The following is a 15,255-nucleotide window of genomic DNA, read 5'->3' as shown; positions in this document are numbered from 1 at the left end:
CGTTTATTTTTTTACAACCTTAACATTACTATTTACACCTTCTCCCTTAAATTTAAGAATATAGATACCCGAAGGCAAGCCGGTAAAATTAATACTAATTTCATTGCTAATTAAAGGATAGTCCTTTTTGCGGATCAATTGGCCTGCAAAATTAAAAATTTGCGCATTTACGGTTTCCGGTCCGTTATTTAGGAAAATTTTGACCTCCTCCTCAAATGGGTTGGGGAATACTAAAGGTTCGTCCATAAGGAACAATTGATCTTCATAGACGCCTTGACATTGCAAATTGGTCGAAACCTTAATTTGATTGATACCTTGTTTAAGTTCGAGGGTAATGCTGGACGATTTTGTTTGTGTAACTATGCCGTTCAACTCAACATGGTACAAATCGCTCCCTTCCAAGTTCAATATGGCCTGGCTACCAGAGGCGGTGAGCTTGGAAGTTACGGACAAGGGTGGAGGTTCGGTAATGATAGCTTGAAAACAATAGGGTTCATATACCTTGTCCTCTTCTGTTCCAATAATACATATTTCATAAGTCCCTGCCGCTAGGCCTTCTTTAAAAAAGAAATTGGTGAAATTATTGCTCTCGTTTATTCCATTGCCAACGAGCGTAAAGTCGTAGTCCATATTTGTGCCGGCTACGATACGTATCGAACCGTTATTTTGGTTGCTGCAGGATTCGCTGTTGATTTCTACTTCAAAATTATCTGCAGGTAAAATATAAACAGCACATCCGCTCAAATTCACTGTGGCCCCCATAGGGGTGTTTAAACATAGGTCATCCCCATCATCAAAAACACCGTCTTTATCTTCGTCTGCCCTAAAGGTACCTTCTACACAAATATCCATAGAAAAGGCATTTAAGGACCCTCCATCCGAGGCAGCAATGTCCTTGACCTCCAATATCCAGTCCCCATAGGTGGATTCTCCATTAAAAGCTGCCAAAGAGCCTAAAGGTCTTACCGCGCCCTGTATGGCCGGAGTTGTCCCACATATAAATCCTTCTGCGCTATCGTCAAATGTAGCCAGGATATCCTGATTTCCTCCACAGGAATTGGATACAAGAATTACCCTGGTGCCTGCAGGGGATATAAGGGTTACTTCCAAATCCGCGAGAAAGGAATGGGTCAGATCCAGATTAACATTTATATCTGCTACGGGCAGGTCGTTCAAAAGGGTAATGGTAGAAGTTATGGTGGGTGCTCCGGTTGTAGATATTGTAATGGGCAAATCCTTGGCCGATTCCAAAGCACAGTTTAGCTCCAAGGTGGTAAAGCTAAAGGCCGGACCAAAGGTTCCCTCTCCACAGCTATTCTTGGGTTTAACATGCCAATAGTAAGTGGTTTCCTCTGCCAGATCGGTGGCCAAATAGTAGTTGAAAATAACAGTGGCCGAATCAATAATATTGGTGAAGGCCGCGTCATCGGCAATCTCAACATCATAGGAGGTATAAGAACTATTGGATTCCCATTCCAATTGTGAGGCTATGCGCGCACTTGTAGAGCCATTGGTGGGTAATTGCAAGACCACATCCGCAAAGGTAGTTTCCAATATTTTCACATCTATTACAACTTCCTTAGATACGTTTTCTGAAGTGGCCACTATGCTTATAGGGTAATTGCCGGGAGTTACCAAATCCGTATTGGAAAAGGTAATATTCACTAGGGTGTCGTTCACCATGGTGGAGGTAGGGGAAAAATCGACTGTCAATCCCGGGGGCATGCCAATGGCGGAAAAGGTGGCCTCCTCTGAAAAACCATTATATGTTTGGTAGTTGAAGGGCACAATTAAATCATTTCCTTGGCAAACTTCGTGTTGCAATTGGGCAAAATTCAATACTATGTCTGATGGTGTTATGGTAAAATCGGAAGCGTTTACCGCTAAAAAAATATTGTCGTGGGCACTGACCATTATTCGGCCCGTAGGAGTAGCAAATCCTGGGATCAATATGTCTTGTTGCCCATCATTGGGTACGCTGTCCGCCAATTTTATGGGAAAGGAAGCCCCACCATTGGCAGAAAAATAGATGTCAACTTTTTGTGTATTTACGGGACCCTGATTTGTTTTCGCTACATCCCAGGTAACCTCCTGTCGTGTGCCTGCAGTGTACATCTCATTGATGGACTGGGAAGTTACTACAAAGGGTCCGGCATTGTCTATGACCGTAACCTTGACAAGGTCCGAAGCAACTTGCCCGCCCCCAAGGGAATTGTCCCTGACGGTAAGTGCAAAGTCCAGTTCCCGTTCTACAGAGGAAACGGTTTCCCAAGTGGTATTTACGTTGGGGTTGGTTTGGGTAAGGTTGCCCGATACAATACTGCTCAACCTTGGAAAATATCTTGTTGGAGTTACCGTTGGTTTTAAGGATCTAAAATTGGCGCCACTGAGATTTGTGGGCCCAAAGGTGTTATGGGTAACTATGCCGTCATTTATTTGTTCCCAATTGTAGGTAAGTATATCATCTATGTCCGCATCGGTGGCATTGCCCCTTAACCTAAAGGCGGTAGATTTTGGGATGGTAAAGTTGCCGGTGGGCACTATTTCGGGTGGACTGTTCAACAAGGAGATTTCTTGGGCACAACTTGTTGTTTTGATATATTCCGATATCTGAAATATACTGTAGTAATGAAAATAGTCGTCCCCGTTCAGGGCTACATTGTTATTTCCGGAAATACCTGCATATCCCATGATTGTGCTTCCGCTTCCTGGTTCGGCCTGTACCAGAGTGCCTTCGGATTCAAAGGACCAGGTGTGGTTGGCGCCAAACTGATGTCCCATCTCGTGCGCCACAAAATCCAGGTCAAAAATGTCCCCTTGTGGTATAAGGGCAGAGGAATAGGCACTCCCTTTTCTGGAATCTATGCATACCGAGGCAATAAATCCGGCATTGCCCCCATTTTGGTCCTTTTGAAACAAATGGCCTACATCGTAGTTTTCAGCGCCAATAACCGTAGTTAAGGTATTTTGTACTTCAGAATTAAGATTTGTTCCATAGGGATCGGTATCCTTGTCCGTGTAGATGACCTCATCGGTATTGGCAACAATTTCCAGACTGATTCCCAAATCGGTTTCGAAAATTTCATTTACCCGTGTAATGGTAGCATTAATGGCGGCTAGGGCATCCGGTACTGTTCCGCCGTGGAACTCGGTATATTCCCCAGTTGCAGAGATGGCCACCCGAAATTTTCTCAACACCTGGCCGTCTACCAACTTTAAGGCGGTAGGCCCTTTGTCTTTTTCTATAAGGGAGGTGGTCTCGCAAATGAAATTAGTGTTCATCATATAGGCATCTTTCCTATTGTACACTATATATTCATTGTCGGAATCCGAAACCTTCTGCATGTAGGTAGCATTTTTGTTTTCGCCGTAAACAATCATGCTTTGTACACCGTTTTGGGAAACACTAAATCTTACCCTATCCTTTTCGTTATTTAAACCTCTACCGACATATGATTTTATTTGGGGGTATTTCTTGGAAAGTTCTGGGGAAAGGACGGAGGCTTCTTGAACAACGAAAGGAATCAAGTCCCCGTTTTCATCCGGAAAACTCACTATTTTTGAGGCCTTATTGCGTTGGGCAGCCTTAAGCTCGTTGATGAAAATATCCTTCTTTAGGGAAAAAGTAACGCCGTTCCTTATTTCCAACTTTGTTGACTGCCTCTGTAATCGACGGCTCCCGGAATCGGTTTTATCCCAATATTTGGTTTGACCAAAACCGCAATAGCAAAGAAAAAATATGGATATTGAAAAAACAAGACGTAATTTTACAACCATCAAGCTGGGTTTAGTACAAACTCAAAGATAAGTTTTTTTATTATTCCATTTTTGTGATAACAGTTCAAAGCATCTCCAATTACGATAAAGAGCACCCTACTGCCATTACCATTGGCACTTTTGATGGTGTACATATTGGTCATCGTAAAATATTGGAACGTCTCATAAATAATGCCAAAGTATTGGAGTTGAAATCTACGGTGCTTACTTTTTTTCCGCATCCTAGAATGGTACTTCAAAAAGATGTTTCTATAAAGCTTTTGAACACCATTGATGAAAAAATAAAAATTATGGAGGAATTGGGTATCGATTATCTAATTGTACATCCATTTACCAAAGAATTTTCACGCTTATCCGCAACACAGTTCGTTAGGGATATTTTGGTCAACGATTTAAAGACCAAAAAAATCATTATTGGTTATGATCATAGGTTTGGCAGAAATAGGAATGCCAATATTAATGATTTGATGGCTTTTGGGAATGCCTTGGATTTTGAGGTGGAGGAAATATCTGCCCAGGAAGTGGATGATGTTTCCGTTAGTTCCACAAAAATTAGGAAAGCCTTGGAAGATGGGGATATGAAAACGGCCAATATGTATTTGGGGTATAATTATATGCTAACAGGAAGCATTGTTAGAGGAAAAGGATTGGGGAGGAAATTAAACTTTCCAACTGCTAATTTATCCATTCCCGAGGAGTACAAGTTAATACCCAAAAACGGGGTCTATGTAGTGAGCAGTGTATTAAACGGCAAAACTGTTTTTGGAATGATGAACATAGGTTTTAATCCTACCGTGGAGGGCAAGACCAAAAGTATAGAGATTAATTTCTTCGATTTTGATCAGGATCTTTACGGAAAGAAAATACAGGTCGATATTATTGATCGGATAAGGGACGAAAAAAAGTTCAATTCCCTGGAAGCTCTACAGGCACAATTGAACAAAGACCGGGAGACGTCCCTTTCCATAATCTTTAATTAAATGTTGGATCGGTTTCTTTTTAAGCAAATCGATAATAGTCCGCTCCTAATTTTTAGGATATTTTTTGGCATTCTGGTAAGCCTTGAATGCTATGGTGCCATTGCTACGGGATGGGTCAAAAAAAATCTGATAGACCCGGAGTTTACCTTCAATTTTATTGGTTTCGATTGGTTGCAACCATTACCGGGAATAGGCATGTATTTGTATTTTGTTGCCATGGGTACCTTGGGGATTTGTATTGCCCTTGGTTATAGGTACCGATGGAGCGCTGCGGCCTTTGCCCTGCTCTGGACCGGTGTTTACCTGATGCAAAAAACAGCCTACAACAATCATTATTACCTGCTGGTATTGATTGCGCTGATAATGACTTTTTTACCGGCAAACAGGAATTATTCTCTGGATGCCAAGAGAGACCCTTCCATAAGGACGAGTCACATGTCCGCCTACATCAAATGGGCTATTGTTTTACAGTTGTTTATGGTCTATACCTATGCCTCCGTGGCCAAGTTGTATGGGGATTGGTTGGATTTTAGTATTATTGAGATTCTTTTTAAAAATAAAAAATCTTATCCCATTATTGGTGGGCTGCTTCAGGAACCTATGGTTCATAGTGTTGTTGGTGTTTCGGGTATTTTGTTCGATTTGTTGATCGTACCTGCCCTCTTGTGGAAACCGACTCGTAAATGGGCTTTTTTTGCTTCCATATTCTTTCATTTGTTCAATTCCATAGTCTTTCAAATCGGAATTTTTCCTTATTTGGCATTAGCGTTTACGGTATTCTTTTTTGAGCCTGAATCTATTCGGAAATTGTTTTTTAAAAAGAAGGAACCTTACCAAGGGGATGCCATTGTTGTGCCGCCCCAAAAAAAATTGGTTTTAGGAGTTTTATCGCTTTATTTTTTGATTCAATTGGCCCTGCCGGTACGCCATTATTTTATAAAGGACGATGTGTTGTGGACAGAGGAGGGACACAGGTTAAGTTGGAGAATGATGTTGAGGAGCCGCACCGGAATTACTACTTTCAGTATAGTGAACCATACCACTGGAAATTCGTATCTCGTAAATTTGGACGATTATTTAACAAGGGGACAGAAGAGTAAAATTAAATCTTATCCAGATTTTATGTGGCAGTTTGCCCAACGCTTAAAACGGGAATACACTGAACGGGGAGAAGATATTTCGGTTTTTGTAAACTCCAGGGTGAGTGTAAATGGAAAACCGTACCAAGAATTTATCGATCCAAAAATAGACCTTGCTAGCGCGTCCTGGAATTATTTTGGGCACAACGATTGGATCTTGCCCTCCCCATCCAAAAATTAGAGTAATAGTATTGACTTCTGGCTTGTTAAAACGGTTTGGTTCTATGGCAAAGTTGTAGTGGCATACCCCACGGGTCCCGGAGCATTACCAAATGGCTGCCGTCTTCCTTTGTTATTTCCTCAACAAAACTGGCTCCTTTGTCCAGCAATCTATTTTTATCTTTTTCAGCGTTTTGGGAAACAAAGGCCATATGAAAGTTTAATGGGTGCTTCGTTTTAAAATCTGTAATTTCTTCATCCGGTCTATAGTACAGTTCCAAAATTACCCGTCCTGTTGAATCTTCAAAAAAGGTCATAAAAGGAGCCTCAGTTTGTTCAAAAACTACTTCTAATCCCATATTGGAAACATACCAATCCTTAATATCCTCTACGTTTTTTACGTTCAAAGCGATGTGTTCAAAAACCATAAAATTTAATTTTGCTAATTATATCCGGTTTAAATTTATGCCGAAAATCCGAAGATTAGGTTAAATTTGCAGGATAAAAATTAAAAAAAATGTTGCAGTTACAGGCAATCCGTGAGGATAAGGAACAAATAGTTGAAGCGTTGAAAAAGCGTAATATTGAAGCCCTTCCGCTTATTGAAAGCGTTCTTCAATTGGATGAAAAACGACGGTCCCTGCAGGCACGCCTAGATAATACACTTGCCGAATCCAACAGTATTTCAAAGGAAATTGGCCAACTTTATAAAAGCGGTAAGGCTGCGGAAGCCAACGTCTTAAAGGAAAGAACCGGTAGTTTGAAGGAGGAGTCCAAGGATTTGAACGAGGCCTTGACGGCAACTGCAACCGAACTACAAAATTTACTGTACCAAATTCCAAATGTTCCACATTCATCAGTACCTGCTGGTAACACTGAGGAGGATAATGAAGAGGTGTTCAGGGAAGGGGATATCCCAACCCTAAAAGAGGGTGCGCTACCACATTGGGAATTGGCCAAGAAATATGACATTATAGATTTTGAACTGGGAGTAAAGATAGCTGGTGCTGGATTTCCTGTGTACAAGGGTAAAGGTGCTCGATTGCAAAGAGCCCTTATTTCCTACTTTTTGGATAAGAATGCCGCCGCCGGATATAATGAAATTCAAGTGCCACATTTGGTAAATGAGGCTTCTGGTTATGGTACGGGTCAGTTACCCGATAAAGAGGGACAAATGTATCACGTAGGTGAGGATGATCTTTATCTCATCCCCACCGCCGAGGTACCGGTAACCAATATTTTTAGGGATGTTATTTTAAGCGAATCCGATTTTCCCATTACGCATACCGCTTATACTCCTTGTTTTAGGAGGGAAGCCGGGAGTTATGGTGCCCATGTGCGCGGACTTAACCGCTTGCATCAATTTGACAAGGTAGAAATAGTTAGGGTTGAACATCCAACTAAATCATATGAGGCCTTGGATGGTATGGTAGAGCATGTTAAAAACATACTTAGGGAACTAAAATTGCCTTATAGGATCTTACGACTTTGTGGAGGCGATTTGGGCTTTACTTCTGCCCTTACCTTTGATTTTGAGGTCTTTTCAACCGCTCAGGATCGCTGGTTGGAAATTAGTTCGGTCTCCAATTTTGAAACTTTTCAGGCAAATAGATTAAAACTGCGCTATAAGGACGAAAATGGCAAAAGTCAGTTGGCACACACCTTAAATGGCAGCTCCTTGGCCTTGCCCAGGGTATTGGCCGGAATATTGGAAAATTATCAGACAGAGGATGGAATCCAAATTCCTGAAGTCCTTATCCCTTATACCGGTTTTGATAAAATCAGCTAAAACCAGTTGGATTAAAATTTGTATTTATAGCCTAGTAGATAATGGCCATCACTTTTGTTAAAGGTGATTTCCATATGTTTCTTTTGATATGGGGTAGTGAAAATATAGGAGCTTCCCACACCAATTATGGCGCCTGCCAAAACGTCCCAACCATCGTGTTTATCGGCCTGTATTCTGGAATAGCCCGTAAAACCGGCCAGCGCATAGGCTGCAGCACCATATTTCCAACCATAGCGTTTTTGGATAAAAGCAGCGCTCTGAAAGGTGATAGAGGTATGGCCTGAGGGAAAGGAGGAATTGTTGCTCAAATCCGGTCTAGGCTTGTCTATGGCCATTTTTAAACCAATGGTGAGTGCCTGGTTCAAGAGGAATCCTTTGGTAAATTGCCATGTTCCCTTTTGGTCTCCAGTAATTATAGAAGTGCCCAGGGCTGTTGTCGGCATGGTAAATAATAATACATCCCCTAAATTGGTAATAGTTTTGTCCTGGGCCTTTAGCATTGTGCCGAATAGTGTGATCAGCAATAATAACAGGGTTTTGATATGCGGATGGAATTTTATAAACCCCTGACTTAAGTTGGAAACCATAATTTATTAGCGTTGACTAATATGTGATATGCTGGGCATATTTGATAAGCAAATAAAATATATGAATTTAAAGATAAACTAAAGCTGGGGTTCCATGTTTTGGGGAGCAAGAATGCCCAAGGATTTTTCCATTATGGAAATATTAATATGTTTTTCTTCTACTTTGTAGAATTCCCCGTCTATTTGCGAATCTAAAAATAGCCCGTCATTCCTGCAAATTTGTAATGTTTTGGTTTGATAGGTTTTGATCTCCTTTAGCCAATGGTACTTACGTACCAACATTAATGCGCCGAACAACAACATTTTTAATTTACTTAGTTCGGGAACTATTAGTACGTCCAACTGGCCATCCATTAAAGAGGCTTTCGGGGTTAAGCTAATGTTGAATCCCAGTTCATTGGAGTTGGAAACGAATACTAAAAATGGGTTATTTATGGTATGGTCCTCATCTATGGATATCCTTACGTCCCTTCCTCTTTTAAACTCGATAAAAGATCTAAGAGAGGCCTTTAGATAACCAATAAGGGTTCTCTTTTTTAAGGCTTCATAGTTTTTTATGACATTGGCATCGAAACCCATTCCGGTATTACTGAAAAAAAAGGATTCATTTACTTTTCCAACATCTATAGTTACTATATGGTTATTTTTAATTATTTCAATAGCTTTTTCAATAATTGATGGAATCATAAGATGGGAGGCCAGTCCGTTTCCCGATCCTATAGGAATAATTCCCAGCAATATATTTGTGCCTACCAGACAAGAGGCAACCTCATTGATGGTACCATCCCCTCCACATGCTACAATGGTTTGGGCACCTTCTTGGATGGAATCTTTGGTAAGTGAAATAGCCTGTTTTTTATATTTGGAGTATTTAACGGAAAGGAGATATTCAGTTTCCTTAAAGTAAGATCTAAGAAATTCCTTTTCCAAAAAAATATTACCGGAACCGGCCTTTGGATTGATTATAAAATGAATATTTCTCAAAATATTTATTGCTGTGTCTTTAGCCCGTTGTGGGCGTACAAATAATTGGCTGCCTGGTAAAATGCTATGGTGGTGTCCAAATAATTTTTGTCTGTTGGAATTAGGGTTAGGTTATTATTGGTGGAATTCCATTCGTAAAAGTTAAACTTCTTTTGATCTCCCAAAACCATTACTCTATTTCCTTTTAAAAGGCCCAATTTCCTGTAATTGCCAATAAACGCCCTTTCGTCCTCCTGTTTCATACTAAAGATATTTTTTCCGAACAAATTACTGGTGTAATCCCAGTTTAATAACGAAAATACCGTGGGAAACATATCTATTTGGGAACAAAGCTTATTTATTTTTTGTGGTGCAGTATCCTGAAGATTGCAAATCATGGCCGGGATGTGATAATTGTTGATATCCAGTTCCCCTCTTCCGGCACTGCTGGCACAATGATCGCTCATAATAACCAGAACAGTATTCTTAAACCATGGCCTTGTCTTGGCAATTTTCAAGAATTGGGCTATAGCATAATCGGTATACTTTATAGCCCCTTGTCTGCTGGTCCCAGATGGGATATCTATTGAACCTTCAGGATAAGTGTAGGGTTTGTGATTGGAGGTGGTCATCACAAAATCAAAAAAGGGTTTGTTGTTTTCGTGGGCCATATCGGCTTCCTTTATCACCTTTCTATAAATGTCTTCATCACAGACGCCCCAAGCATTTTCAAATGTTACTTCGTCATCCTCAATGTTGGTTCTTGTGGTTTTTATTTCCTTGTCCAGTAGAAAACCTCTGCCACGGTCTACGATATTAAATCCGTTGCCACCAAAGTAGGTGTTCATATTATCGAAATAACCATCTCCGCCATAAAAGAAATTACGGCTATACCCCATGTTTTTAAATACTTCCCCAATAGTAAATAGTCCTATATTGTCTGTTCTTTTCACAATACTTCTTCCCTGTGTAGGAGGAATGGATAGGGTTATGGCTTCCATACCACGGACTGTTCTTGTTCCAGTGGCATACAGATTGGTGAAAAATATGCTGTTAGATGCCAAACTGTCCAGGGTTGTGGTAATGTTGTAATCGCCACCAAGGGTGTTCAAGTATTTGCCGCTCAAACTTTCTATACAAATGAAAATAATGTTCGGCTTAATGGGCTTGGCTACTGAATCTGTATTTTGAATTGTTCTAAGTATGGAATGGTCTTTTGGTTTTAGGAAAGTTGCCTTTTCATTTTTGTAGGATGCTTTCACCAGATCAAAAGCCTTATCGGTATTTATAGTCTTATAAAAATCGTCGAAAGAAAGTTCGTTGTTCCTGAAGGCGGCAAAAAAGGAATAGATTCCGGCCTTGGACAATTCGTTGTTGTACCTGTTGGCAAACTGTTCTGCCTGTTTGTTCTTAATAAATAATCCAGAAATAATAGCAATAAATAGAACGGCAAGGAAGGGTAATAACTTGGCTTTAAAGGGGGTGTTGCTTTTAAATGTTTTGGTAAATGCCGCTTTTTTGTAGGTAATAAAGATCAATAGCCCAACGGCAATTAAAATCAGGCCGACCAAATAGGGGATGGGGTAGGATTCGTTTATGTTTTTGACCACCTCGTAGGAATAGACCAAATAATCTACCGCAATAAAATTGAACCTATTTTTAAATTCGTCCCAAAAAGTGATTTCTGCAAAGAACGAAAACAGGAATATAATTAGGCCTATGTTATAAGCAAAATAGGTGATTGATTTGTCTACGATACTTCCGTGAAATTTTTGCGGCATCAGCAGTAAATATAAAGAGTAGGGCAGAGCAAAGAAGGAAACAGTGCCTACATCGAATAAAAACCCGATACCAAAGGTGGAGATTATTGTTGTGATCGAGGTGTCAATTTCCCCAAAGCTCCAAAATAAAAATACGGTCCTAACTAAGAAGGACAGTATTAGGAAAATGCAGATAAAGGTTTTTAGCAGTGCAAATCGGTCGGGGAATATTTTTTGCCACATTTTTTGAATCGATAAATATGAGTTAATATTAGGATAACATTCTAAAGAAATTTTAAAGAGTCAAACTCCTTGGGTCTTTGCACCAGTTAAAACTTATACTTAAATCCGGCTCTTATGATCTGAGTTTCATAATAATTTTCATAGGAAGCGCTAAAGCCTTCTCCAACAATTTTTTGTCTCAGGCCAAAGGTGTTAAAAATGTCCGAGGCGGAGAGGGTAAATTCTGCATGGCCTTCCCAAACTATTTTCTTTAGACCGGCATCAATCAAGGATCGGGACAGTTGTTTGCCTTGGGGAATATTCTTTTCGGAGTAATACAGCCCAGTAAGCTGCAGGGTCCAATTTGCGGGCAGAACAATTTCATTGTTAATTTTAAAATCACCTGCATTATCGGAAGATTTTTCAATAGAAAATGGTCTCACATAGGGGAATAGCAAAGTGCCGGTATAGTGGTCTATGTGGTTTACATACCAATTTAAACTGGCGGAAAGTTTCCAATTTTTGGTAATATCCTGACTCATCAGCAATTCGATACCCGTGTTGGTGGCATAACCCGTATTTTGATATATTTTGTTTACAATGTCATAATCCGGGTTGGATTCGTCCAAGCTAAAAATACGCATATATTGATCTTTTATCATTCTGTGGTAGAGGGCAGAAAAAAGGGAGCCCGTTCCCCAGCTGTATTTATGGGCCACCTCCATGGCGTCCGTAAATTGGGGACGTAAATACGGATTGCCCACTTTTAAGAGTTCCGGATCATCATATTTGGGAAAAATGCGCAGTTCGGGTTCGCCAGGTCGATCTACCCGTCTATTATAAAACATGGATAACCTGTTATGATCATTTAATTTATAGGTAAAGCGCAAACTGGGGAAAAGTTCAAAATAATTGTAGGCGTCGTTGTTCTGGTAATAGTTGTTAGCCGGGTCTATGTCGTAAAATACATCAGTATGTTCTGCACGCAAGCCGGCTTCAATATCATATTTTTCCTTTTCCAGCAAATAGTTGGTATAAAGGGCGTAGAGGTTTTCTCCCCAGTCGGAAAAGGTACCCATATCAGGATATATAATACTATTGTTCCCCGGAGTTATAGTGTACTCCACCGGCAACCTTCTGATTCTTACTTTGGATCCCAATTCTATTTTCCCATGCTTAAAAGCTCTGGAGTAGTCTGCAGATAGGCTGGTCGTATGCTCAATGGCCAAAATATTGGTGGCATCCCGTCCGACCCTTATGGCAGAACTGTCGTTCAGGAAATAGCTTTCATCTTCCAGCCCCCTGGTGTATTGGGCATTTGCGCTAAGGGTATGGCCTATCTTCGAAAATTTATGTTTGTAATTTACGGCGATATTTATATAACTTGTAACCTCTTCCTCCTGCCAATTGTAATACCTTTCCCGGCTATCTGTGTCCAAATTTGTAAAAGCAACCTGTGAAGTGTCTATGTGCTTTTCGCGGTCGTACATACCCGAAACCGTTATAACATCATTTTCATTTAGTTCCCAATCTATGCCCCCATTAATAATGGCACGGAATTGTCTACGGTTTTCCGGCACCTGTGATATGATATTTTTGCCGTCGTCATAGTGTCTCGTGGTAAATTCGTTATTCGGTAGGGCCTCCTGTAAAATAAATTCCGACAGTAAAAAATAGTTTAATTTATTGGCCTTGTAGTTGAAATTTAGACTGGGAATAAGTTTGGGGTTAAGGGAATAAGATCCAAGATCGGTTTTGGTATCCTCCTTCTTTTTACCCAATGCCCCCAAACCAAGCGAGAGTCCGGCATCTCCATTAAATCCGGTCTTTTTTTCCTTTTTATAAATGATATTGACGATTCCGGCGAAACCATTGGCGTCGTATTTGGCCGATGGATTATTGATTATCTCTATTTTTTCAATATTGGCCGCAGGGATATTGCCCAATCCCTTCTGATTGCCAAATCCGGTAAGACTGGATTGTTTTCCGTCTATTAAAATAACGACCTTGTCACTTCCCCGAAGTATTACCTTTCCGTCCTGATCAAAGGTTACCCCGGGCATGGTTTTCATGGCATCCAGTACAGAGCCCCCAGATTGGGCAATATTGTCGCTTAGATTAAAGGATTTTTTATTCAATTCAGCATTGGTAGTGGACTGTTTTCCTGTAACCTCTATTTCATTCAACATTTCGGCGTCCGGGGATAATTCTACCCGACCCAGATCAAAAACGAGATTAAGTCCACTGGTGGTAATTTTTTGTGAGGTGGAAGCATATCCTATATAGGTAAAATATATGGTGTAGGTGCCAACAGGGATATTTTCGATAAAAAATTTTCCATCATCTTCCGTAATACCTCCAGTTACCAAAGAATTATCGGGAAAATGGTTGACCGCTACATTTGCAAATGGCATTGGTTCTTTGGTGGAGGCGTCTAGCAATTGCCCGGTGATACTTATGGATTTTTGAGCAGAAACAATAGAAAGACCAAAAAGTATAAATGTTAATAAGAAGTTGGTATTCTTGATCATATTGGTAGTCAGAATTCAATTTTGCCCGAAAAGTAAGGGAGTAATCTAAAGAGAATTTAAAGCCCGATAACTTAGCTCGACAATTTCCTTGTGGACGTGGTGGAGCCAAAATCTATAGAAAAACAGTGATGCCCGTTTATGTAGGCGTAAGTAATGTCGTAACCGTAAAGGTCACATATTTTCTTAACTATGGCAAGACCCAGTCCGGTCGATTTAAATTCCTTATTTTCCCTGTAAAACCTTGTAAAAAGCTGTTGCGGATTGGCAATTGAAGTGGCGCCATAATTGTAGACGGAAAGAACCATGTTCTTCGACTCTATATTTATGGGTTTTCCATGAGAACTGTGTTTTATGGCATTGGAAATGATGTTGTTGCATAATATTTCCGCCAAATAAGGGTCCATATTGGCCATGATGTTACTGGCTTTTTCGAAGGTTAAGCTAATCGTGGAAATCTCATTAAAATTGGAAATGATTTGGGCTATTAAATCGGTGATATCAATACTCGCCCTGTGCGTAAACTGGTGGTTCTCCAACTTGGTCAACAATGCCAAGCGTTTATTTAATTGTGTTAGTCGCTGTATGTCTTTTTGTATGGACGCCAACTGGTTAAATTGTATCTCGGTTAACGATTGGCCATTAATTATATTTTCAATTTTGGCCTGTATAATGGCCAAGGGGGTCTGTAGTTCGTGGGAAACATCCTCTGTATATTGCTTTAAATTTTCATAATCATCACGTACTTTACCCGTTAACTGGGAAATTTCTTTGTTTAATTCAGAAAACTCCAGGATTTCACTGTCCAATAGTTGTAAAGGTTCTTTGGACAATAATGAAAACTTTTTCATTTGCTCCAAATTATGAAAGAACGGATTCCATATTTTTTTGTTATTGGATTTGTTCAGGTAGAATTGGAAAACAAAGACCAAGAGTATTATGACCATATAGGAAAGAATAATGGCCCATAAAATTTGGTTGGTTTCCACGACAAGGACGCGCACGGATATCTTATACGATTTACTGTTGATGCTTTTATAGGTAGAAAGTTCCCTGAACAACTCCATTTCATCTTGGGAAGGATCGAAGATAACTGTGTCCTTGGTAAAAGCTGTTTTTAATTCGTCTACTTCATTAATCTCTATTATGGGGGCCAAAGAACTGGGGTGTTGCCCTGCCAATAGTGCACTTTCTATTCTAGCTTCTGCGGAAAATAATTCCTCTTCTACCTCCTTTTCAAGCAACCATCGTACATAAAAGAATAGGGCAATGGTACTAAGGACCATCAATAGCATGCTTGCCCAAAGAAATGATTTGGACGCTTTTCGCAATAAAGGTATTTTTATGTTCT

Annotated in this window: 10 protein-coding genes; 3 read left to right on the top strand and 7 right to left on the bottom strand. The window is 40.1% G+C overall.

Annotated elements, in window-relative coordinates:
• Positions 1-3: 3 nt before the first annotated feature.
• Positions 4-3,648, bottom strand: coding sequence for a reprolysin-like metallopeptidase (locus B9Y87_RS14990; RefSeq protein ID WP_245808723.1), 3,645 nt, complete (start codon positions 3,646-3,648; stop codon positions 4-6).
• 182 nt (positions 3,649-3,830) lie between these two features.
• Here B9Y87_RS14990 and B9Y87_RS14985 point away from each other — a divergent pair, with 182 nt between their 5' ends.
• Positions 3,831-4,757 (top strand): bifunctional riboflavin kinase/FAD synthetase, encoded by a 927-nt coding sequence (locus tag B9Y87_RS14985; protein ID WP_085499787.1) that lies wholly within the window; start codon positions 3,831-3,833, stop codon positions 4,755-4,757.
• Positions 4,758-6,077, top strand: a complete 1,320-nt coding sequence (locus B9Y87_RS14980) for an HTTM domain-containing protein (RefSeq protein ID WP_085499786.1) — start codon at positions 4,758-4,760, stop codon at positions 6,075-6,077.
• 25 nt (positions 6,078-6,102) lie between these two features.
• Here the strand turns inward: B9Y87_RS14980 and B9Y87_RS14975 are convergent, their stop codons facing one another.
• Complete coding sequence (locus B9Y87_RS14975) at positions 6,103-6,483, bottom strand: VOC family protein (RefSeq protein ID WP_085499785.1); 381 nt, start codon at positions 6,481-6,483, stop codon at positions 6,103-6,105.
• Between the two features lie 89 nt (positions 6,484-6,572).
• On the opposite strand from B9Y87_RS14975, the gene serS reads away from it, so the two are divergent.
• Complete coding sequence (gene serS / locus B9Y87_RS14970) at positions 6,573-7,844, top strand: serine--tRNA ligase (protein WP_085499784.1); 1,272 nt, start codon at positions 6,573-6,575, stop codon at positions 7,842-7,844.
• Positions 7,845-7,855: 11 nt separating this feature from the next.
• Here serS and B9Y87_RS14965 read toward each other — a convergent pair whose 3' ends face one another.
• From B9Y87_RS14965 to B9Y87_RS14945, 5 genes are all read right to left on the bottom strand, one after another.
• Positions 7,856-8,368 (bottom strand): phosphatase PAP2 family protein, encoded by a 513-nt coding sequence (locus B9Y87_RS14965; protein ID WP_245808722.1) that lies wholly within the window; start codon positions 8,366-8,368, stop codon positions 7,856-7,858.
• Positions 8,369-8,509: 141 nt separating this feature from the next.
• The gene (locus B9Y87_RS14960) at positions 8,510-9,415 is read right to left on the bottom strand and encodes a diacylglycerol/lipid kinase family protein (protein ID WP_085499782.1); all 906 of its coding nucleotides are present in this window, start codon (positions 9,413-9,415) and stop codon (positions 8,510-8,512) included.
• A 5-nt stretch (positions 9,416-9,420) separates the two neighbouring features.
• Positions 9,421-11,397: an LTA synthase family protein gene (locus B9Y87_RS14955; protein WP_085499781.1), complete on the bottom strand. Its 1,977-nt coding sequence runs from the start codon at positions 11,395-11,397 to the stop codon at positions 9,421-9,423.
• 86 nt (positions 11,398-11,483) lie between these two features.
• Entirely contained in the window at positions 11,484-13,907 is a 2,424-nt protein-coding gene (locus B9Y87_RS14950) for a TonB-dependent receptor (RefSeq protein ID WP_085499780.1), read from the bottom strand.
• A 71-nt stretch (positions 13,908-13,978) separates the two neighbouring features.
• On the bottom strand, positions 13,979-15,235 hold the full coding sequence (locus tag B9Y87_RS14945) for a sensor histidine kinase (RefSeq protein WP_245808721.1): 1,257 nt from the start codon (positions 15,233-15,235) through the stop codon (positions 13,979-13,981).
• Between the last annotated feature and the right edge of the window lie 20 nt (positions 15,236-15,255).

The sequence above is a fragment of the Arenibacter troitsensis genome, from assembly GCF_900177645.1.
In the GTDB taxonomy this organism is placed as follows: Bacteria; Bacteroidota; Bacteroidia; order Flavobacteriales; family Flavobacteriaceae; genus Arenibacter; species Arenibacter troitsensis.
The sequence above is the reverse complement of the archived record's forward strand: the minus strand, read 5'-3'. Positions and strand labels throughout refer to the sequence as shown.